The sequence below is a fragment of the Actinomadura madurae genome (assembly GCF_900115095.1).
Taxonomy (GTDB): domain Bacteria; phylum Actinomycetota; class Actinomycetes; order Streptosporangiales; family Streptosporangiaceae; genus Spirillospora; species Spirillospora madurae.
This window is the reverse complement of the sequence record NZ_FOVH01000002.1, coordinates 520,759-541,719: the sequence shown is the minus strand read 5'-3', so window position 1 is coordinate 541,719 and position 20,961 is coordinate 520,759. Positions and strand designations below refer to the sequence as shown.

The window sequence follows — 20,961 nt, the reverse complement described above, 5'->3', positions numbered from 1 at the left end:
GTGAACGGTGAGAGCACCGAGGACGGCGGCGACCGGCTGCGGCGGTGGCGGCTGGTGCTCGGCGGCGAGCAGGCCGACGGGACCGGGGTCACGCTGGCCGGCGACGACGCGCGCATGGACGGGGCGCTGGAGAAGCTCTACGGGGCCGGCGGGGACGAGGGCCGGTCCCGGCCCGGGCGGCGCGGTGCCGGGCTCGGCGACTCCGCGCCGTCGGTGGCGCGGTGGCTCGGCGACATCCGCGCGTACTTCCCGTCCAGCGTGGTGCAGGTGATGCAGAAGGACGCGATCGAGCGGCTCGACCTGACCCGGCTGCTGCTGGAACCGGAGATGCTGGACGCCGTCGAGCCGGACGTGCACCTGGTCGGGACGCTGCTGTCGCTGAACCGGGTGATGCCCGACAGGGCCAGGGAGTCGGCGCGGGCGGTCGTGCGGAAGGTCGTCCTGGAGCTGGAGCGGCGGCTCGCGCAGAAGACGCGGTCGGCCGTCGGCGGCGCCCTCGACCGGTCCGCGCGGGTGCTGCGGCCGAGGCGGCTCGCGGACGTCGACTGGGACCGGACGATCCGCGCGAACCTGCGGCACTACCTGCCCGAGCAGGGGACGCTCGTGCCGGAGCGGCTGATCGGGTACGGGCGGCGGCAGCAGGCCGTCAAGCGGGACGTCGTCCTCGCGATCGACCAGAGCGGCTCGATGGCGGCGTCGGTGGTGTACGCGAGCGTGTTCGGGGCGGTGCTGGCGTCGCTGCGGTCGCTGCGGACGTCCCTGGTCGTGTTCGACACGAACGTGGTGGACCTGACCGACCAGCTGCACGACCCGGTCGAGGTGCTGTTCGGCACGCAGCTCGGCGGCGGCACCGACATCAACCGGGCGATCGCGTACTGCCAGGGGCTCGTGGCGCGGCCGGCCGACACGATCCTCGTGCTGGTCAGCGACCTGTACGAGGGCGGGATCCGGGACGAGATGCTGCAGCGGGTCGCGGCGCTGACGGCGGCGGGCGTGCAGGTCGTGGTGCTGCTCGCGCTGTCGGACGAGGGCGCGCCCGCCTACGACCACGACAACGCCGCGGCGCTGGCGGCGATGGGCGTCCCGGCGTTCGCGTGCACGCCGGACGCGTTCCCGGGGCTGATGGCCGCCGCGATCGAGCGCCGCGACCTGCGGGAGTGGGCCGAGCGCGACGCGGCGTCCGGCTGACGGCGCGTCAGCCGGGCGGCCTGGACAGGCCGCGGGCGAGCAGGACGACCACGAGCGCGGTCAGCGCGGCGTGCCCGGCGAGCGCGGACGCCTGGACCTCGACCAGGGCGCCCCACGCGCCCCACATCGCGACGCGGACGACCCGCGCGGCCATGACGGTCCAGGCGGCGGGACGGCTGCCGCGCCACGCGAGGATCACCGCGACGAGCGTGACGATCGCGACGACGGCGAACGAGGAGGCGACGACGGGCAGCAGGCCGCCGCGGTGCCCCTCGGTCAGGGACGGCCGGGCGATCAGGATGGCGAGGGCGGCGACGTCCAGCGCGGCGAGGAACCCGGCGAGCAGCAGGCCGGTCGCCACCGCGGGGCCGCGCCGCAGCGTCCGACGGGGCGCGGCCGGGACGGGCTCCGGCCAGGGCGGACCCGCGGGTCCGGCGGCGGGGCCGGGCGGCGCCTGCCTCGTCTCCGGCACGGTGTGCGGACCGCCGTCGCCGGGGATGTCGACCGTGGGCCGCGGCGCGGGGGGCGGGGACGGGGCGGTCGGGGCCGGGGCCTCCGGGGTGAAGGCGGTCGGGGCGGGGGCGGTCGGGGCGGCGAGGCGCTCGGTCGGGATCTCCAGCCGGGCGTGCTTCTCGCGCTCGCCGAGGAGCCAGAGCAGGACGTCCTCGGAGGCGGGCCGGGCCTTCGGGTCCTTGGCGAGGCAGGCGGCGGCGACCTCGGCGAGCGGACCCGGCAGGGCGCTCAGGTCGGGCGTCTCGTGCATGATCCGGTACATCACGGTGGGCAGCGGGCCGCCCGCGAACGGGTCGCGCCCGGTGGCGGCGAACAGCAGGGTGCCCGCCCAGGCGAACAGGTCGGTGGCCGGGCCGACCCGCCCGGAGAACTGCTCGGGCGCCATGTAGGCGGGGGTGCCGACGACCTGGCTGGTCAGCGTGGCGCCCGCGTCGAAGGCGCGGGCGATGCCGAAGTCGATCACGCGCGGCCCGTCCGGGCCCATCAGGACGTTCTGCGGCTTGAAGTCGCGGTGCACGATGTTCGCCCGGTGGATCGCCGACAGCGCGGTCACCGAGCTGATCGCCAGCCGCTCCAGGCCGGCGCCGGTGCGCGGGCCCTCCTCCAGGACGAGCGTGCGCAGCGACGGGCCGGGGACGTACTCGCTGACGATGTACGGCCGGTCGCCCGCCATGTCGGCGGCGAGCATCTGCGCGGTGCAGAACCCGGCGACCCGCTCCAGCAGCGCCAGCTCACGGACGAACCGCTCCCGCGCGTTCGCGTCGCCGAGGAGCTGGGCGTGCAGCAGCTTGACCGCCACGCGCGACGGCCCGGCCCCCTCCCGCAGCGGGCGACCGAGATACACCACGCCCTGGCCACCGGTCCCGATCCGGCCGAGCAGCTCCCAGCCGCCGAGCCGGGTGGGATCGGCGGCCGTCAGGGGAACCGTGCCCGCCATTCGTACCCCCGCGAAAAATTCGAGCATTCCGCCGGGCACAAATCCGCCCCGCCCGGCATCAAAGAGTATAGGTTCGGCGAACCCGGAGCGGGAGAGACGCATGCTGGAGATCCATTCGCTAATTGCCCGGCGCGGGGGCGCGGCGCGGCCGATCGCGGGCGCCCTCGCGGCCCTCGCGCTGGCGGCCGGGACGCTGTCGGGATGCGGGGACGCGGGTGCGACCATCACGCGGCTGACGGTGGGGTCGCCGGGCCCCGATCCGTACACGCTGGCGTCCAACACCGACGAGATGAAGGTGAAGAAGCGGCCGCGGGCGGGCGGAACGCAGGACGGCGACTCCCCCGGCCTGTACGGCGGGACGCGCCGGGCGGCGACCTGCGACCAGCAGAAGCTGATCGCGTTCCTGCAGGCCAACCCGGACAAGGCGCGGGCGTGGGCGAAGGTGCAGGGCATCCCGGTGAGCGACATCCCGCGGTACGTGTCGCGGCTGACCCCGGTGCTGCTGCGCACCGACACCCTCGTCACCAACCACGGCTACGACAACGGGAAGGCGACGAGCGGCCCCGCCGTCCTGCAGGCCGGAATGGGCGTTCTGGTCAATGGTTACGGGGTGCCCGCGGTGAAGTGCAATTGCGGGAATCCGCTGACCCGGCCGGAGAAAAAGATCTCCCCGCGGAACGCGTCCTACAGTGGCCGATCCTGGCCGGGATTCGAGAAGCGGAATGTGACCCGGATCCGCCCGCGGGACGCCCAGAAGGGGACGATCGAGACCTACGTCCTCGTCGACCCGGAGGGGACGATGGGGTTCGAGCGGCCCCGCGCCACCGCCGGACCGGCGGACGGGCCGCCGGCCGAGCTGCCGCCCACCGAGACCGAGGTGCCGACCGGTGACTCGCCCGCGCCGGAGGACTCCGGCCTGGAGTCGTCCGGGACGCCGTCGCCGGGCACCGAGCCCCCGGGGCTCGAGTCGCCCGGCACCGGGACGCCCGGCCCGGAGACCTCGGATCCCGGGACTCCCGGCACCGAGCCCGCGACCGGGGAGCCGGGAGTGCCGACGGACGACCCGGGTACGCAGACCGGTGGGCTGGAATCGCCCGTGGACGTGCCGCAGGCTCCGATCTCGCTGCCGCCGGCGGAGGAAGAGCCCACCCCCACCGTCACCTGAGCGGGCCGTGCGATAGATTGCTCATATGAGCAGTGCTTCAGATGTTGCGGCCGCCGCGGTGCCCGCCCAGGCGCCCGCGCGGACACCCGCCGGGACGTCCGCGGCGGCGCCGGCCGACGCCTGCGCCGTCCGCGTGGTCGACGCCGAGAAGGTCGCCGTCGTCTCCGCGTCCCTGCCGGCCGCGGAGACGATCACCGAGGTGGCGCAGGTGTTCGGGCTGCTGTCCGACCCCGGGCGGCTGCGGGTGATCACCGCGCTCCTCGAAGGGGGCGAGATGTGCGTGTGCGACATCGCGGCGGCCTGCGGGCACTCGGAGTCGGCGGTCTCGCACGCGCTCCGCCTGCTGCGCGCCAACCGCGTCGTCCGGGTCCGCCGGGCCGGCCGGATGGCCTACTACCGGCTGGACGACTCGCACGTCCGGATGCTGCTCGACCTCGCCCTCACGCACGTCGGCCACGGGGAGGAGGCCCCATGACCGCCGACCGGGACCCCGCGCCGGACGGGCACGGCCACGGCCACGGCCACGGGCACGCCGTCTCGGCGAGCGCCGACCGGCGGCTGCTGACCGCCGCGCTGGTGCTGATCCTCGCCTACATGTCCGGCGAGGTCGTCATCGGCTTCGTCGCCTCCTCGCTGGCGCTGATCACCGACGCGGCGCACATGATGACGGACGCGTTCGCGATCGCGCTGGCGCTGGTCGCGATGCGGATCGCCGCGCGCCCGCCGAAGGGCGGCTACACCTTCGGCCTGCGCCGCGCGGAGATCCTGTCCGCGCAGCTGAACGGGCTGACGCTGATCCTGCTCGCGGTCTTCTTCGTCTACGAGGGCGTCCGGCGGCTGGTCGAACCGCCCGCGGTGGAGGGCCAGTTCGTCTTCTGGACGGCCCTCGCGGGCATCGCCGTCAACGTCGCGGCGACCGTGCTGATCAGCAGGGCCGACCGGCGGAGCCTGAACGTCGAGGGCGCGTTCCAGCACATCCTGAACGACCTGTTCGCGTTCATCGCGACCGCGGTCGCCGGCCTGGTCGTGTGGACGACCGGCCTCGCCCGCGCCGACGCGGTCGCCTCGCTGGTGGTGGCGGCGCTGATGCTGAAGGCCGGATACCGGCTGCTGCGGGACGCGGGCCGGGTGCTCATGGAGGCCGCGCCCGCCGGGATGGACCCGTCCGAGGTGGGGGCCCGGCTCGCGGAGCGCCCGTGCGTCGAGGAGGTCCACGACCTGCACGTGTGGGAGGTCAGCTCCGGCTACCCGGCGCTGTCCGCGCACGTGCTGGTCGACGTCCAGGGCGACTGCCACGCCGTCCGCCGCGACCTGCAGGAGCTGCTGCGCGCCTCGTACGGGATCACGCACACGACGCTGGAGGTCGACCACGTGGACGTGCCCGACGGCGGCCCGCACGGGCACTGCGACGACCCGCACGGCCCCCGCCACGTGGCGGAGGGCGGGGAGCCGCACGAGCACGCGGGCAGCGCGCCCTGCGATCACTAGGGGGCGCCGTCACGCCGCCGCGGCGCGGCCGGCGAGGCGGTTCCCGGCCGCGGCCGGGACGCCCTCGGGGTCGCCGGCGCCGAGCAGGTACGGGGCGAGGTAGGCCTGTTTCGCCGTGTTGACCGTCGTCCAGTCGTCGTTGAGGATGCCGCCGGTGTCACCGGAGTTCGGGTTCCACGACCAGTAGGTGAACGAGATCCCGCCCGTTCCCTCGCCGAGATAGGCCATCAGGGTGCGCAGCCAGGTCTGGTCGCGCGGGTCCCTCAGCGTCGTCCCGAACTCGCCCAGCAGGACGGGCGCGACGTCGTTCTTGTAGAGGTGGCCCCAGTTCTTGTCCCAGATACCGGCCATGTTGGACGGGAAGGACGGGTCGTCGAACCACGGCTGCGGATAGACCGACGTGGCGTAGTCGTGCGCGGAGTAGACGAGCCGGTTCGGGACGTCCAGCCGCACCGGGTCCCGGGCGGCGCCCTGGAGGTTGCCGCCCCACCAGTAGTTGTCGCCCTCGTGGTCGTTGACGCCCTCGACGATAATCAGCCAGTTCGGGTTGGCGGCCAGGATGGCGTTGCCGGCCCGCTCGGCGGCGAGCCGCCAGTCCCGGGCCTGGTCGCCGCAGCCCCAGCAGGCCGGGGAGTGCGGCTCGTTGTGCAGGTCGGCGCCGATGACCGTGGTGTCGCCCGCGTAGTGCCGGGCGAGCATCGTCCAGTCGGAGATCCAGCGCGACTCGGGGTAGGCGGCGGTGTACCAGAGCGCGGACTGCCCGCCGGAGTCCGGGCGGTGCCGGTCGAGGACGACCTTCAGCCCGATCCGCCCCGCGTAGTCGACGATCTTGTCGAGGATCGCCAGCCCGTCCAGCCCTCGCAGGTCCGGGTTCTTGGTGTAGTCGATGCTGTTCGGCGTGCTGCCCGGATCGAACAGCTGGCTGCTGTACGGCAGCCGGAGCGTGTTGTAGCCCAGGCCCTTGATCTGGTCGAGCATGTCCGTGTAGCCGCGCGACCAGAGGCCGTGCGGGGTGTAGTTGGACGTCTCGGCGCCGAACCAGTTGATGCCCGTCATCCGCACCGGCCGGCCCTCCGCGTCGAGCAGCTGCCGGCCGCTGGTGTGCCAGTATCCGGTGCCCGCGGCGGCGCGCGCCGTCTCCGGCGCCGCCGGGACGGACACCAGCGCCAGCAGGGCGGCCAGGACGATCAGAAGGATGCGGCCGCGCCGCAGTGTCGCGGTCATGCGCGCTCTCCTCTTCCGGGACGGACCGTGACGGTTCTCATGCGGGGTCCTCTTCTCTGGTGGGAGCGCTCCCAAAGTCGCGGCGCCGACGCCGTGTGTCAAGGAGGGCGGCCCCGGCCCCGCGGCGACCAGGCAACCCGCGTGAAAACCCGTGAAACGGCCCGCCCTGTCCCTACGACAGGCCGAAGAGCCGGGCGGGGCCGTGCCAGCAGACCGAGCGCAGCCAGTCGTCGCCGAGGTCCAGGGCCGCCAGCGACTCCAGCTGGTGCGCGTACTCGTAGGGGATGTTGGGGAAGTCGGTGCCGAGCAGGACGCGCCCGTCCAGCCCCAGCTCGCGCAGCCGGGGAAGGAGCGCGGCCGGGAACTCGGCGAGCGCCGCGAACCGGGTGAAGACCATCGTCGTGTCGAGGTGGACGCCCTCGTACCCGTCGGCGAGGGCGAGGAAGCCCTCGAACTCCGGCGCGCCCAGGTGGGCGACGATCGCGGTCAGCCGCGGGTGGCGGGCCAGCACCTCGCCGAACGGGCCGGGGCCGGTGTAGCCGTTGGCGACCGGGCCCGATCCGGCGTGGACCAGGGCCGGTACGCCGGCCTCGGCGAGCATCCCCCACACCGCGTCCAGCTCCTTGAGGCGCGGGTCGAACCCGCCGACCTGGAGGTGGACCTTGACGACGCGGGCACCCGACTCCAGGGCGCGGCGCACGTAGTCCTCGACGCCCGGCTCGGGGTAGAAGGTCGCGGTCTGGATGCATTCGGGGACGCGGGCGGCGAACTGGGCGGTCCAGTCGTTCAGCGACTCGGCCATCCCCGGCCGGTGCGGGTAGGTCAGCGAGGTGAAGGCGCGGACGCCGAGGCCGCGCAGGAACGCCAGCCGCTCCTCCTCCGAGTCCCGGTAGCGGATCGGCCACTCGGTGCCGATCAGCGGGCCCGCCTCGTCGAAGTACCCCCAGACGGCGCTCATCAGCCGCGGCGGCATGAAGTGGACGTGGACGTCGATGATGCCGGGCAGCCCGAGCGCCCGCCAGAACGCGGGGACGCCGGAATCAGAACGGGGTTCGGTCACGCCTCGACCCTAGCCGGGGCTCAGGTGATCTCGGCGAGCAGGGCGGGCAGAGTCGCGCGCAGCTCGCGCCGCCAGTAGGGCCAGCTGTGCGTGCCGCGGTAGAAGTGCGTGGTGACCGGGATGCCGAGCTTCTTCAGCTTGCCGGCGAACTCCAGGGAGACGGTGTGGGCGAGCACCTCCAGGATGTCGGTGCCCGTCGCGGGGCGCGGGTCGTAGGGGCCGGGCGTGCCGTCGCCGGCGCTCACGTGCACCCGGACGCCGGCGAGCCGGCCCGCGAGGTCGAACGGGTTGTGCTGCCGCCACACGACGCGCTGCCGGTCGGGGTCGCCCCAGACGTCGGTCCAGTCGAGGGACGGCGCGCCGATCGCGACGCCCAGCTCGACGAGGTCGGCGACGTCGAGCCCGGACGGGTCGCGGTGCAGCGTGTGGACGGGCCCGCTGAACGACGCCGCCGCCCGGAAGAAGCCGCGGTGCCGCGCCGCGTACGCCAGGGCGCCGAGGCCGCCCATCGCGTTCCCGGCGACGGCGCGGTCCGGCCCGGCGCGGTATCCCCGTTCGAGGATCTGCCGGAGCTCGGCGAGGTGGAAGGTCTCCCACTTGGGCGCGCCGCCGTCGCCGCGGTTCCACCAGTCGGTGTAGTTGCCGCACGGGCCGCCCTCCGGCATGACGACGATCACGTCGGCGTCCTCGGTGAGCTCCTCGATGTCGCTGTGGTCGGTCCACACGGTGTGGCCGTCCCGCCCGGCGCCGGCGCCGTGCAGGAGCCAGAGCACCGGCCAGGTGCGGGAGGCGTCCCGCGACCAGCCGGGGGGCAGCAGGAGGCGGACGTGCACGACGCCCTCCAGGACGGGCGAGCGGATCGCCAGGTCGAGCACGCGGCGGCGGGGGCGGCGCTCGCCGACCACGGCCGCGCCGTCGTCGGCGGGGGCACCGGGCGGGGCCGTCCCGCCCGCGGCGATGGACGCCGTCAGCCCGGCGACCGCCACGATGAGTCCCGCTCCCGCCCAGCCCCGCAGCCGCATGTCCACGCCCCGGTCGTTCAGATGTTCTCCTGGTGTAAGGGTTCCCGCCGGCGGCCATGTTTCAACGCTGTGTAATCGGTTTATAAAGTGCCGGGCCGGGGTTTCCGGTCCACCATGGACCGTCATGCCGTGGAGGAGGCGACCAGTCGGATGCGGAGCGTCGGGATGCGGAGCAAGGCGGAGCTGGAGTCCGCGATCGCGGGCGGCGGCCGCGCCGTCCTGGTGATCAACTCCCGCTCGCGCCGGGGCCGCCGGCGCTACGGCACGGCCCGCCGCCTGCTGCGCGAGGCGGGGCTGGAGTTCCCGCACGTCTTCCCGGTGACCGACCCGAGCCGGCTGCGCGAGCTGTTCGCCGACATCCTGGCGCTGGAGCCCGACCTGGTCGTGGTCGGCGGCGGGGACGGCACGATCGCCGAGGCGGTCGGGCACCTGGCGCATCGCGACATCGCGCTCGGCGTGCTGCCGCTCGGCACCACCAACAACTTCGCCCGCAGCCTGGAGCTGCCGCTGGACCTGCCCGGCGCGGTCGCGACGCTCGCTCTCGGCCGCGCGGACGGCGGTAAGGTCGCGGACGTGGACGTCGGCTGGTTCGAGTCCACCGGCGACCCGCAGGGCGAGGGGCCCGGCGCCGAGCGCGAGCACATCTTCGCGAACATGGTGAGCCTCGGCCTGTCGGTCGAGGTCGCCGGGCACGTCCCGCACACGCTCAAGCGGTTCCTCGGCCGGCCGGCGTACGCGCTGACGGCGGCGCGGCTGCTGCCCCGGCACGAGGCGTTCACCGCCCGCATCCGGATCGGCGGCGAGGTCCGCGAGCTCGCCACGCACCAGCTGAACATCGCCAACGGCGCGCACCACAGCGGGCAGCGGATCGCCCGCGACGCCAGCCCCGACGACCGGCTGCTGGCCGTCTACCGGCTGGGCGACGAGCGGCGGCTGCGGCTGGCGTCGGCGACGGCCCGGCACGTCCTCACCGGGCAGTGGCGGAGCCTCGCCGAGGACGCGTTCCTCACCACCGGGGAGGTCGAGATCGAGACCGACCCGCCGCTGCGGGTGGACGTGGACGGCGAGATCCGCGGCCGCACCCCGGTCTCGATCAAGCTGCGCGGCAACGCGCTGCGGGTGATCGTCCCGCGCACGTTCACCGACACCTGACGGGGCTCAGGGCCGCGGCGGGGCCTCGTCCGCCATCACGTAGGCGCCCGCCTCCAGCCGCTCGATCAGGCCGCGCGTCCAGACCGCGGCGGAGTCGGCGGAGTGCACCCACCAGCCGAGCAGCTCGCGCAGGTGGTCCGCCGGGTCCTGCTCGTCCTGGAGCGGGGCGATGGACGCGCGCCAGCGGGCGAGGCCGTCCAGCCGCTCGCGCAGCAGCGCGACCGCCTCGGCGCGCGGCAGCTCGGTGAGGAACCCGAGCCCGGCCGTGAGCATCTCCGGGTGCCGGACGTCGACCGCGGAGATCGCGCAGCGCAGCAGCCGGAAGAACTCGGCCCGGCCGGCGTCGGTGATCTCGTAGTCGGTGTGCGGCGGCCCGGCCTCGCTCTCCTCCACGTCGTGCGCCCGCAGCAGGCCCTCCTTGGCCAGCTGCCTGAGCGCGTGGTAGATCGAGCCCGGGTTCACGTGGGCCCACTCGTCCGAGCCCCACGAGATGAGCTCCCTGCGGACCTCGTACCCGTGGGCCCGCCCGAACCGCCGCACTCCGCCGAGCACCAGCAGCCGCGTCGTCGACATCCTCGCCCCCTGATCGCAAACCTGTTCAGGGTAGAGGGTCCGGCCCGCGCGCGGCGCGGTCCTCAGCGTTTCAGGCTCGCGAGATCCTCGGAGGTGAGGGCCAGTCCCGCGGCGGCGGTGTTCTCCTCCAGGTGGTCCGGGGAGCCGGTGCCGGGGATCGCCAGCATCACCGGCGAGAGGGCGAGCAGGCCCGCGAGGAGGACCTGCGGGACGCTCGCGCCGTGCCGCTCGGCGATCGCGCGGACGCGCGCGTCGTCGGGAATGCCGAAGCCGCCGAGCGGGAAGTAGGGCGCGTAGGCGATGTGCTCGCGCTCGCACACCGCGAGGAGCGCGGTGTCCTGCGGCTGCGTCACGTCGAACCGGTTCTGGACGGCGGCGACGGGGGCGATCCTCCGGGCCTCGTCGAGTTGCGTCCCGGTCACGTGGCTCAGCCCGAGGTGCCGGATGAGCCCCTCCTCCCGCAGCCCGGCGAGGACCTCGAAGCGCTCGCCGATCGGCTCGTCCGCCGGCGGCTCCAGGCCGCCCGGACGCAGGTAGACGAGGTCGAGCCGGTCGAGTCCCAGCTCGGTCAGGTTCCGCTCCACCTCCGAGCGCAGCCGGGACTTCTCGAGCTGCCCCGACGGGTACGGGTCGCCCGGCCCCCGGTACGGGCCCACCTTCGTGGCGATGACGAGGCCGCGCGGGTAGGGGGCGAGCGCCGCGCGGATCATCTCGTTCGCCGCCGGGCCGTCCGGGTGGTAGTAGAACGCGGCGGTGTCGATGTGGTCCACGCCCAGCTCGACCGCCCTGTGCAGGATCTTCAGGCCCGTCTCGCGGTCGTTCGGCGGCACGTCCAGACCGCTCACGGGCAGCCGCATCGCGCCGAAGCCCATCCGGTTGATCCGCAGGTCGCCGCCGAGATCGAAATGCTGTGTCATGTGCCCCACTGTGCTGCGGCGCCCGGTTCGGGACGAGCGGCTGGCAGGTTGATGCCAGCGCGGCGCCCCTGCGGGCGCGTGGCAGACTGAAGGGTGATGAGCGTCGATCTGGACCGGAATGTCGTGCTGCGCGGCGAGGCGGAGCTGGCCGAGCGCGCCGGTCGGCTGTTCTCCGCGAGCGAGGAGTTCGCCTGCGCCGCGACGGACCTGAACACCTGGGCCCTGCCGGGGTTCCGGGAGCGGATCGTCGCCGAGCGGCGCAGGCTCCGGCCCGGACCGGACGCCTACAAGCTCTACAACCCGGCGGCGCTCGCGGACGAGGAGTCCGAGCGGCACCTGCTGGAGCTGGCGCGCGGCGGGGTCCGGGTGCGGATCTGCACGGCGCCGCTCCCGCACGAGACGATCATCGTGGACCGGCGGGTGGCGATCCTCGCGGGACCGCCCGAGGGCGGCGTCCGCGAGTACACGGTCGTCCGGTCGCCGAGCGTCGTGAGGGGCGTCGTGTCGCTGTTCTGGGCGACGTGGGAGAAGGCGGCCGACCTCGCCGACCACCGGCGCGACCGGCCGCCCGCGCTGAGCGAGGAGAGCCGGGCGATCCTGCGGCTGCTCGGCGGCGGGCTGAAGGACGAGGCCGCGGCGCGGCGGCTCGGCATGTCACTGCGCACCTACCGGCGCCGCGTCGCGGAGATCCTCACCCTGCTGGACGCCGGCTCCCGCTTCCAGGCGGGCCTGCGCGCCAAGGAGTACGGCCTGATCGGCTGACGGCCCGATCCGCTGGCGGCCCGAACAGCCGGGAGTCAGCCGCCGGCCAGCGGGACCAGCTTGACGAAGACCAGGTCGGGGTCCGCGCCGAGGTCGATCTCCTCGTCGAGGTCCTCCACCTGGCGGTCGCCGGCGAGCATGAAGAACCCGTTGCGCAGGAACGCGCGCTCGGCGATGTCGGCCTGCCGCTCCCAGTCGATGCGGCGGGGCTCGCGCAGCCGGTAGCCGTTCAGCTCCGCCTCGGCGTCGTCGGGGCGGACGAGGCCGTGGAACCGGTCGGACGGCCGCGCGTTGTGCCGGGCGACCTCCTCGCGGACCCGGAGCCGGATCAGCTCCCGGGCCGTCATCCGCGCCGGCAGCCCCGCCACCTGGAACTCGGCGACGGGCGCGCCGGTCGCCGTCTCGTCCCGGAACGTCACCTCGGCCATCACGCACCTCGCTTGATCTGCGACAGGATGGACTCGTCGCCGATCCTGTCGTCGGCGGCGAGCAGGAACGCCTTGCTCAGGATCAGGGAGAGCCGCTCGTCCTCGAACGGCAGGAACACCTTGGCGGCGGGCGTGCGGCGCTCGGGGACGATGCACAGGAACGCGTCGTCCGGCTCCATCACGATGTTCGCCGAGCCGAGGTGGATCTTGTAGGTGCGCAGCTCGCCCTTGACGACCAGGTGGCGCCCGTCGATGACGCAGCGGTCGGCGATCTTGGTCTTGGGCAGGATGCGCTCCAGGGCGTCCCTGCGCGTCCGCGTGGACTCGGTGAGGTCCGCGTGCCACTCGCGCACCCAGTAGTCGTGCGCCTCGCCGTCCTCCCACATGGGGTCGGCCGCGATCGAGGTGACGCCGACGAACAGGTCGACGTCGCGCATCGCCTCGCTCAGGACCCGCGGGGGGACGTCCGCGAGCGGCGCCTCCCGCCAGGCGCCGCCGGCGCGGCGGTCGAACATGACCCGGTTCGTCCCGGCGATCTCCTGCTCGCCGGCCCAGTCGGCGAGGACGTGCGAGAAGCGCACCCGCCACTCCCCCGCCGCGAGCGTCCGCGTCGCCTCGTCCGAGCCGCCGCCGTCCCACGGGCCGAGCAGGCGGCTGGTCCAGCCGCGGGCCCGGAACAGCGCGAACATCCGCCGGTAGTGGACGAGGTGCGCGGCGAAGCGGTTGGAGTAGGTCCGGGTCTCCTCCTCCGCCGGGGTGAGCAGGTAGATCTCGCGGAACGCCTGCTTGAACGGCTGCCGGATCCGCCGCTCGACGAGGAGGTCGCGCCAGGCCCGCACCTCGTCCGGCGAGGCCCCGATCGGGTGCCACAGCCGGACGGGGGCGTCGTCGGCGGCGTCCGGCAGGTCGCCGGCGGCCGGGAGGACGTCCCGCAGGTCGCCGGGGGCGACCTCGATCCGCCAGATCAGGGCGCGCACCACGGGTCCGGCGATCGGGTGCCGGACCAGCGTGTCGCGCCACTCGCCGAACGGGTGGGCCGCGTCGACGGTGAAGCCGCCCTCCAGCGCCCGCGCGAGCGTGGCGAGCTGGGCGTCGACCCGTTTGACCAGGTCGCGGAGCTCCTTGACCTCGTCCTTGTGGTCGCGGCGGACGGCCGCGGGGACGCTCTTCAGCGTCCTGCCGTCCTTCTCGAAGCTCAGCCCCGCCTTGCCGGCCGCGGTGACGACGGCCGTGTAGCCGGACAGCTCGCGGCGCAGCACGCCGTCGGCGTCGAAGCCGAGGCCGGGGAGCCGCAGCGCGACCTCGGTGCGCTCCGCGAGCGCCGCCTCGATCCTCTTCAGCATCTTGTCGAGCTGCTTGGGCACGCCCTTGTGCCGCACGGACCCGCGGACGGTCCGGAACGCGGTGACCAGCTCCGGCGTCGGGAAGTCCTGCGCCGCCCGCGCGATCTCGTACAGCAGGCCCTGCGACGGCAGCGACTTCGCCTCGGTCGGCGCGACGGAGACGCCGGGAAGGAGACGGTCGAAGAAGGCGGGCAGCCACGGCTCGTCCCGCAGCAGCATCAGGCGCGCGGCCCGGCCGAGGGTCGCCACCTCGTCGGGCGTGAACGCCTTGTCCGCGCGGAAGGGCACCTCGCCGGCCTGGATCGCGCGGGCCCGGTCCGCGGCGGCCTCCAGGGCGCGGCGGGCGAACGCGTCGTAGGCGGAGATCGGCGCGACGCGCTCCCACACGTCCGGGAGCGGCGGCGGGGAGGTGTAGGAGTTGGCGCGGTCGAGTTCGGTGAGGAGCACCCGCTCCCGCGCGCCGAGGCCGACGACGACGTCGAGTTCGTCCAGGGCGATCGGGCCCGATCTGCGGTCGCGGAGCCGTCCGGCCGTCGTGCGCAGGACGTCCTCGCCCGCGAGCCCGGCGATCGCCAGGAGCGCGAACGGCTGGTCGGTGCGGTCGGTGTCCAGGCGGAACCCGACCAGCGTGCGGGCCGGGGCCGAGACGTCCGGCCACGGGCCGGTGCAGCGCAGCAGGGAGCCCGCGCCCAGGGTCAGGTCGGCCCACTTGCGCGTTTCCAGTCCCGCGACGAGGGCGGTGAACATCCGCTCGCACGCCTCCGGCGTGTAGCGCGGCTGGCGCTGCTTGCCCTCGTCCTCGACCCGGAACCGGACCGAGGTCGACACGAACGGCTTCCTGCGGCCGACCGCGTAGGCGGCCGGCATCAGCGTGCCGAGGTCCTCGTCGGAGAGCCGGTCCAGGCCCGGGAACCAGGCGCGGAACTCCTCGTCCTCCGGCGCCGGGTCGGTCATGGCGCGCAGGAGCCGAGCGGTCAGGTCCATCAGGCCCCCTTCTTGATCTGCCGCAGGACGGCCTCGTCAGTGATCTTGTGGTCGGCGGCCAGCAGGAACGCGGTGCCGAGGATCCGCGTCAGCAGTTCGTCGTCGACCGGCAGGAACAGGCCGTTCCGCCGCGGCCGGCGGACCGGTTCGACGCGCAGCCGGTCGTTGCCGGGCTCCATCAGCACGCTCCCGGACGCGAGGTGGATCCGGTAGGTGCGCAGCCCGCCGCGGACCACGAGGAACCGGCCGTCGACCGCGCAGCGGCCGGCGATCCGCGTGCCGGGCAGGACCCGGCGCAGCACGTCGGCGCGGATCTCGGCGCTCGCCGGAAGCCCGCCGAACGGCTCGTGCCCGGTGTCCGGAGCCACGCGCAGGAACAGGTCGGCCTCCCGCATCCCCTCGCTGAACACCAGCGGCGGCACGTCCGCCGGCGCCGTCTCCGTCCAGCGGCCGGCGGCCCGCCGCTCGAACCGCACGCCGCCGTGCCCGGGGTGGCGGCCGACCCGCCACCCGCCCTCGGCGAGGACGCGGCGGATCTCGCCGTCGAGGGGGCCGGCGCCGCGCGGCTCCGCGCCGGCTCCCGGGGCGCCGGTCCGGTAGGTCTCGCGGAAGGCCTGCGGAAACGACTGCGTCATCCGGTTGCCGGTCACGAAGTCGCGCCAGGCCCGGACCGCGCCGCGGAACGCGCGCACCGGATGCCACAGCCGGACCCGCGCCCCGGCGGCCGGGACGGGCAGCGCGCGGCCGTCCACGGTCACCAGCACGTCCTCGCCGGGGGTGGCGGCCCGCCAGAGCCCGTCCGGCGTCTCGAACTCCCAGACCAGGCCGCGCGCGACCATGCCGGTGACCGGATGGTCGCGGTGGTGCCGGCACCACCGCGCGTACGGCCAGGTGCGCTCGACCGCCATCAGCGCCTCGACCCGGCCGCGCTCGGCGGCGAGCGTCGCCCGGATCTGCCGCGCCAGCGTCTTCAGCTCCTTGACCTGCGCGGCGAACGGCACCTTGAGCGCGCCCGGCACGGTCGGCAGCGGGTGCCCGTCGGCGCCGATGAAGGCGAGCCGGACGGTCAGCGGGTCGGTGATGGCGATGACCGCCTGGTAGCCGCCGACGTCGCGGACGAGCGTGCCGTCCCGGCCGAGGCCGTGCGCGGGTACGCCGCCCTCGGCCGGCTGCGCCGGCGGGTCCTCGGCCGGCTGCGCCGGCGTGCTGCCGCGGCACGGTGCGTTGGGCGCGTCCTGATGCGCCCGGAGGTCGTCGGACATGAGGTGATCTTTCCAGAAGGCACCGTCGGCGCCGGGACGGTTCGGCTGATCAGCGCTTGATCTGGGTCAGGATCGTCGCGTCGGTGATCGTGTGGTCGGCGGCGAGGAGGAACGCCTTGCTGAGGATGAGGGAGAGCCGCTCGTCCTCGAACGGGAGGTACAGCCTCCCCGGGCCCTTCCGGCCCCGGGCCTGCACGATGCACAGGTAGGAGCCGTCGTTGTCCATCAGGACGTTGGCCGAGCCGAGATGGATCCGGTAGGTGCGCAGCCGGCCGCGGACGACCAGGTAGCGGCCGTCGAGGGAGCAGCGGTCCGCGATCTTCGTGCGGGGCAGGACGCGCTCCAGCGCCGCCCGGCGGACCTCCGCGCTCGCCGTCAGGGCGCCGAACGTCGTCTCCCTCCAGTAGGCGGTGTACCGGTCCTCGCCGCGGTCGGCCCACTCGGGGTCGGCGGCGATGGAGGTGACGGCGACGAACAGGTCCACGTCCCGCATGGCCTCGCTGAACACGACCGGCGGGACGTCGGCGACGGGCGTCTCCCGCCAGCGCCGGCCGTCCTTGCGCTCGAACCGGACCTGGTCGGTCGTGGCGTGCTCGGGTCCCCAGTCGGCGACGTCCACCGGTTCGTGGTAGAAGCACGCGCGCCACTCGCCGCCGAGTTCGCGGCGCGCCTCGCCGTTGTAGCCGCCGTCGTACCGGCCGAGGAAGTTCGCCTGCCAGCCGCGCTCCTTGAACAGCGCGTACAGCCGCCGGTAGCGGACGATGTGCGCGGCGAACCGGTTGGAGTAGGCGCTCGTCTCCTCCTCCGCGGGCGTGAGGAGGTAGATCTCGCGGAACGCCTGCTTGAACGGCTGCCGGATCTGCTCGTCCATCACGCGCTCCCGCCAGGCCCGGACGTCGTCCGCCGCCGCGCGGATGGGGTGCCAGAGCCGCACGCGCGCGGGGCCGCCGGTGCCCGTCATGGACGCGTGCCACGCGCCGTCCTCATCCTGGAACTCCCAGACTAGGCCGCGGACGATCGCCCCGGTGACCGGATGGTCGCGGTAGTACTCGCACCATTCGTCATAGGGCCAGACGCGGTCTTCCGGCATCAGCCCCTCGATGCGCGCCCGCTCGCTCGACAGCGTCCCCCGGACCTCCTTGGCGAGCGCCTTCAGCTCTTTCAGCTCGTCGGGGAAGCCGTCCTTGACCGCCGCCGGGGCCGTCTTGGAGGCGCGGCCGTCCGCTCCGGTGAAGGTGAGCCGGACGGTCGCGGCGTCCACGATCGAGACGCGGGCCGTGTGCTCGCCGAGCGTCCGCTCGACCGAGCCGTCCGGGCGCAGGCCGTGGGCCGGGACGGTGCGTTCGACCAGTTGCTCCGGCGTGATGCCCTGCCGCTCGGCGGCGGACCGCAGCGCGGTGTCGATCTGCTTGCGCAGCGCCCGGTTCCTGATCCTCGCGTGCAGGTCCCGCAGCGCCTCCAGCCCGCCGGGGTCGTCGATCGCGCCGAGGGCGTTGATCGCCGCGCCCGCGAGCTTGAGGTCCTCGGCGAGGTCGTGGCCGGGCGCTCCGGCGCGCAGGGCGAGCGCGGCGAGCGGCCGGGTCGCCCCGGGACCGCCGGTCAGCGCCGCCGCCCAGACGATGCCGCGCGCGACGTCGCCGTGGTCCTGGTGGACGAGGTACCGGTAGTGGTAGGTGTCGGGGACCCAGTCGGCGTGCGGGCCGTGCTCCGCCGAGTTCAGCGGTTCGCCCCCGACGAGCGCGCGCAGGCATCCGGCCACGGCGTCACGGGCGGCCGCCTCGTCCGCGAGGGCGGCGCACGCGCGCCGCCACTTCTGGGACGGGCGCGGCGCGGACAGGCTCGCCAGGTGCCGGACGAACCGGGCCCGCGCGACGGTCGGGGCCGTCGTCACGAGGTCGCGCAGCGGTGCGGCCCACGCGTCGCGCGCGGGCAGCAGGCCGACCGGGACGTGCGCCTCGTCCGCGGTTCCCAGCAGTTTCTGCAGGCGCCTGACGATCGGAGCGCGGTACCCGATCGCCACGTCGGCCCTCGCGAACCCGGCGTTGACGCGCTTCAGCCGGGCGGCGAGCGCGCGGACGCCGTCGGCGTCGAGCCTCTCCACAACGGCGAGCGCGACGCCGAGCGCATCGGCGAACATGTAGCCGTCTTCCGCGAAACGGCAGGCCCGCCGGAGCATCACGCCCGCCTCGCCCGGCGTCCAGCCGCCCGTCCCCGCTATGAGGTCCAGCAGCACCGGCCGATGGGGCCAGGAGCCCACGTACTCGGGGCCGCCGGCCAGCATGAGGGCGAGGACCGCGGCCCTGGCGTCGTCCTCCGGACGCCCTTCGAGCCACCGGCGGATCTCCGTGGCGGTCCGCGGCCGGCCGTCGAGGAGGTCGAGCAGCGGGCGGGCGCGGCCGAGGGCGGCCAGGCGGACGCCGTCCAGGCCGTCGTTCTCGCGTGCCTCGGGGGCGAGCGTGTCGTAGGACATGGCCGGGATGCTGGCAGGAGCGACCGACAAAAACCTGCGATTCCGGCATCTGTTCAGTGACCTCATGGTCACCTACGCTCGGGGAGAACCGTTACAGAATCACATTCGGGACGGGCCATGACGCACAGCGTGGTGATCATCGGAAGCGGTTTCGGCGGCCTCGGGATGGCGATCCGGCTGCGGGAGGCCGGCGTCCACGACGTGGTGATCCTGGAGAAGGCCGGCGGGCTCGGCGGCACCTGGCGGGACAACACCTACCCGGGCGCGGCCTGCGACGTCCCCTCCCACCTGTACTCGTTCTCGTTCGAGCGCAAGACCGACTGGTCGCGCCGGTTCCCGCCGCAGCCGGAGATCCTGGAGTACCTCTGGCACTGCGCCCGCAAGTACCGCGTGCTGGACAAGATCCGGTTCCGCACCGAGGTCACCGAGGCGCGGTTCGACGAGGACGCGGCGCTGTGGCGGATCTCCACGACGTCCGGCACCCTGGACGCCCGGGTCCTGGTCTCGGCGTGCGGGCAGCTCAACAGGCCCGAGCTGCCGCCGATCGAGGGGCGCGACTCGTTCACCGGCCCCGCCTTCCACTCCTCGCGCTGGGACCACGGCGTCGACCTGCGCGGCAAGCGGGTCGCGGTGGTCGGGACGGGGGCGAGCGCGATCCAGATCGTCCCGGAGATCGCGGCGGAGGCGGCGGAGCTGCGGCTGTTCCAGCGCTCCGCGCCGTACGTGATCGACAAGCCGGACAAGCCGTACCGAGCCTGGGAGCGCGCCGTCCTGCGGACGGTGCCGGGGCTGTACGAGCTGAGCCGCGCCCGGATCTACGCGCTGCTGGAGGCGCGGGCCCTCGGCTTCATCCGGTACCCGCGGCTGATGGGGCTCATGGAGCGCGCCTTCCGCCGGCACCTGGAGGAGCAGGTCGGCGACCCCGGGCTGCGCGCCGAGCTCGTCCCCGGCTACCGGATGGGCTGCAAGCGGATCCTGCTGTCCGGCGACTACTACCCGGCGCTGTCCCTGCCGCACGTCGACCTCGTCACGGCCCCGATCGAGCGCGTCACGCCGTCCGGGATCGAGACGGCGGACCGCGCGTACGAGGTGGACGCCATCGTGTACGCGACCGGGTTCCGCTCCACCGAGTTCCTCTCCCCCATGAAGATCGTCGGGCGGGACGGGCGGGAGCTGAACGAGGCGTGGCGGGACGGCGCGCAGGCCCACCTCGGCATCACGGTCAGCGGCTTCCCGAACCTGTTCCTGCTCTACGGCCCGTACACCAACCTCGGCCACAACTCGATCATCTACATGCTGGAGTCGCAGATCCGCTACGTCCTCGGCTGCGTGGACGCGCTGCGCCGCGCCCGCCTCGACTGGATCGACGTCAAGCCGGATGTGCAGGACGCGTTCACCCGCGAGATGCAGGAGCGGATGCGCTCGACCGTGTGGCAGGAAGGCTGCCGGAGCTGGTACATGACCGCCGACGGCAAGATCGTGAACAACTGGCCCGGCCACACCTTCGCCTACCGCAACGCGACCCGGCGGCCCGACCCGCGGCATTTCCGCGCGCGCCGGGCCTCCTCCCGGTAGAGCGGCGGCCTAGGCTCTGTGCCATGCCGACCGCCTTCATCACCGGCGCGACCGCGGGGATCGGTGCCGCCTTCGCCCGCCGCCTCGCCTCCGACGGGTTCGACCTGGTCCTGCTGGCCCGCGACGCGGAGCGCCTGGAGCGCACCGCCGCGGACCTGCGCGAGAAGTACGCCGTCCGCACCGAGGCATTGCCCGCCGACCTGTCCGCCGAGGACGGCCTCGCGGCGGCGGAGAAACGCGTCCGCGACGGCGTCGACCTCCTCGTCAACAACGCCGGCTTCGGCAACAAGGGCGTGTTCCTCGACGTCCCCGTGTCGGACGAGCTGACCATGCTCAAGGTGCACTGCGAGGCCGTGCTGCGGCTCACGCACGCCGTCCTGCCGGGGATGCTGGAGCGGGGCCGCGGCGGCGTCATCAACGTCTCCTCCGCCGCGGCGTTCGCGACGCGGGGCACCTATGGGGCGTCCAAGGCCTGGGTGGTGAGCTTCAGCCAGGGCGTCGCGGCCGACATCGGCGCGCGGTCGCGGGGCGGGGTCCGGGTGATGGCGCTGTGCCCCGGTTTCGTGCGCACCGAGTTCCACGACCGCGCCCAGATGGACATGTCGGACGTCCCGAAGTTCATGTGGCTGGACAAGGACGACGTCGTGAACGCCGCGCTGCGCGACCTGCGCCGCGGCGTCCAGGTCAGCGTCCCGAGCCCGCAGTACAAGGCCATCGTCGGCGTCGGCCGCCTCCTGCCCCGCGGCCTGGTGACGCGGCTGTCGTCCACTACCGGCCGTAAATACGACTGATCACTCAGTCAAGGGTCACGGTCTTGTCACGGGCGGGATGACAGGGCAGGGTGGCAGGGCCGGTTCGATGGCGCGCCGAACGGCCTCCACCCCAGCCCCCGTCCGCC

General features: G+C 74.1%; 18 protein-coding genes. 8 read left to right on the top strand and 10 right to left on the bottom strand.

Going from position 1 to position 20,961, the window contains the following annotated elements; translation table 11 throughout:
- Complete coding sequence (locus BM339_RS08270) at nucleotides 1-1,188, top strand: VWA domain-containing protein (RefSeq protein ID WP_256255264.1); 1,188 nt, start codon at nucleotides 1-3, stop codon at nucleotides 1,186-1,188.
- A gap of 7 nt (nucleotides 1,189-1,195) precedes the next feature.
- Here BM339_RS08270 and BM339_RS51180 read toward each other — a convergent pair whose 3' ends face one another.
- The gene (locus BM339_RS51180; RefSeq protein WP_075020413.1) at nucleotides 1,196-2,638 is read right to left on the bottom strand and encodes a serine/threonine-protein kinase; all 1,443 of its coding nucleotides are present in this window, start codon (nucleotides 2,636-2,638) and stop codon (nucleotides 1,196-1,198) included.
- Nucleotides 2,639-2,738: 100 nt separating this feature from the next.
- Between BM339_RS51180 and BM339_RS08260 the strand changes: the two genes are divergently transcribed.
- From BM339_RS08260 to BM339_RS08250, 3 genes are read left to right on the top strand one after another with little or no spacing between them, the layout of a single operon-like run.
- Complete coding sequence (locus BM339_RS08260) at nucleotides 2,739-3,803, top strand: DUF6777 domain-containing protein (protein WP_075020412.1); 1,065 nt, start codon at nucleotides 2,739-2,741, stop codon at nucleotides 3,801-3,803.
- Nucleotides 3,804-3,828: 25 nt separating this feature from the next.
- Nucleotides 3,829-4,278 carry an ArsR/SmtB family transcription factor gene (locus tag BM339_RS08255; RefSeq protein ID WP_081842875.1) on the top strand — a complete coding sequence of 150 codons (450 nt, stop codon included), beginning with the start codon at nucleotides 3,829-3,831 and terminating at the stop codon, nucleotides 4,276-4,278.
- Complete coding sequence (locus tag BM339_RS08250) at nucleotides 4,275-5,291, top strand: cation diffusion facilitator family transporter (protein WP_075020411.1); 1,017 nt, start codon at nucleotides 4,275-4,277, stop codon at nucleotides 5,289-5,291. The genes BM339_RS08255 and BM339_RS08250 overlap by 4 nt, the downstream gene beginning before the upstream one ends.
- A 9-nt stretch (nucleotides 5,292-5,300) precedes the next feature.
- Here BM339_RS08250 and BM339_RS08245 read toward each other — a convergent pair whose 3' ends face one another.
- The 3 genes from BM339_RS08245 to BM339_RS08235 all read right to left on the bottom strand — a co-directional run bounded on the left by BM339_RS08245 (nucleotide 5,301) and on the right by BM339_RS08235 (nucleotide 8,597).
- Nucleotides 5,301-6,515: a glycoside hydrolase family 5 protein gene (locus BM339_RS08245; protein ID WP_075020410.1), complete on the bottom strand. Its 1,215-nt coding sequence runs from the start codon at nucleotides 6,513-6,515 to the stop codon at nucleotides 5,301-5,303.
- Nucleotides 6,516-6,687: 172 nt separating this feature from the next.
- Nucleotides 6,688-7,575 (bottom strand): amidohydrolase family protein, encoded by an 888-nt coding sequence (locus tag BM339_RS08240; protein WP_075020409.1) that lies wholly within the window; start codon nucleotides 7,573-7,575, stop codon nucleotides 6,688-6,690.
- 20 nt (nucleotides 7,576-7,595) lie between these two features.
- The gene (locus BM339_RS08235) at nucleotides 7,596-8,597 is read right to left on the bottom strand and encodes an alpha/beta hydrolase (RefSeq protein ID WP_075020611.1); all 1,002 of its coding nucleotides are present in this window, start codon (nucleotides 8,595-8,597) and stop codon (nucleotides 7,596-7,598) included.
- A gap of 165 nt (nucleotides 8,598-8,762) precedes the next feature.
- Here BM339_RS08235 and BM339_RS08230 point away from each other — a divergent pair, with 165 nt between their 5' ends.
- Nucleotides 8,763-9,749, top strand: a complete 987-nt coding sequence (locus tag BM339_RS08230; RefSeq protein ID WP_075020610.1) for a diacylglycerol/lipid kinase family protein — start codon at nucleotides 8,763-8,765, stop codon at nucleotides 9,747-9,749.
- A gap of 6 nt (nucleotides 9,750-9,755) precedes the next feature.
- On the opposite strand, the gene BM339_RS08225 is transcribed toward BM339_RS08230, so the two are convergent.
- On the bottom strand, nucleotides 9,756-10,322 hold the full coding sequence (locus BM339_RS08225) for a PadR family transcriptional regulator (protein WP_021597579.1): 567 nt from the start codon (nucleotides 10,320-10,322) through the stop codon (nucleotides 9,756-9,758).
- A gap of 62 nt (nucleotides 10,323-10,384) precedes the next feature.
- A complete protein-coding gene (locus tag BM339_RS08220; RefSeq protein WP_075020408.1) occupies nucleotides 10,385-11,239 on the bottom strand; it encodes an aldo/keto reductase in 855 nt (284 codons plus the stop codon).
- 96 nt (nucleotides 11,240-11,335) lie between these two features.
- On the opposite strand from BM339_RS08220, the gene BM339_RS08215 reads away from it, so the two are divergent.
- Nucleotides 11,336-12,001 carry a helix-turn-helix domain-containing protein gene (locus BM339_RS08215; protein WP_075020407.1) on the top strand — a complete coding sequence of 222 codons (666 nt, stop codon included), beginning with the start codon at nucleotides 11,336-11,338 and terminating at the stop codon, nucleotides 11,999-12,001.
- Between the two features lie 35 nt (nucleotides 12,002-12,036).
- Here the strand turns inward: BM339_RS08215 and BM339_RS08210 are convergent, their stop codons facing one another.
- Genes BM339_RS08210 through BM339_RS08195 form a run of 4 tightly spaced genes read right to left on the bottom strand, consistent with a single transcriptional unit; the run spans nucleotide 12,037 to nucleotide 18,488 of the window.
- Nucleotides 12,037-12,429: a hypothetical protein gene (locus BM339_RS08210; RefSeq protein WP_075020406.1), complete on the bottom strand. Its 393-nt coding sequence runs from the start codon at nucleotides 12,427-12,429 to the stop codon at nucleotides 12,037-12,039.
- Nucleotides 12,429-14,756, bottom strand: coding sequence for a DUF4132 domain-containing protein (locus BM339_RS08205; RefSeq protein ID WP_075020405.1), 2,328 nt, complete (start codon nucleotides 14,754-14,756; stop codon nucleotides 12,429-12,431). Before BM339_RS08205 ends, BM339_RS08210 begins: the two co-directional genes overlap by 1 nt.
- Nucleotides 14,756-16,018 carry a DUF4132 domain-containing protein gene (locus tag BM339_RS08200; protein WP_075020404.1) on the bottom strand — a complete coding sequence of 421 codons (1,263 nt, stop codon included), beginning with the start codon at nucleotides 16,016-16,018 and terminating at the stop codon, nucleotides 14,756-14,758. Before BM339_RS08200 ends, BM339_RS08205 begins: the two co-directional genes overlap by 1 nt.
- 49 nt (nucleotides 16,019-16,067) lie before the next feature.
- Nucleotides 16,068-18,488: a DUF4132 domain-containing protein gene (locus tag BM339_RS08195; protein ID WP_075020403.1), complete on the bottom strand. Its 2,421-nt coding sequence runs from the start codon at nucleotides 18,486-18,488 to the stop codon at nucleotides 16,068-16,070.
- A gap of 117 nt (nucleotides 18,489-18,605) precedes the next feature.
- On the opposite strand from BM339_RS08195, the gene BM339_RS08190 reads away from it, so the two are divergent.
- Nucleotides 18,606-20,063 (top strand): flavin-containing monooxygenase, encoded by a 1,458-nt coding sequence (locus BM339_RS08190; RefSeq protein WP_075020402.1) that lies wholly within the window; start codon nucleotides 18,606-18,608, stop codon nucleotides 20,061-20,063.
- Nucleotides 20,064-20,086: 23 nt separating this feature from the next.
- Nucleotides 20,087-20,854 (top strand): SDR family NAD(P)-dependent oxidoreductase, encoded by a 768-nt coding sequence (locus BM339_RS08185; protein WP_021599076.1) that lies wholly within the window; start codon nucleotides 20,087-20,089, stop codon nucleotides 20,852-20,854.
- Nucleotides 20,855-20,961 lie beyond the last annotated feature (107 nt).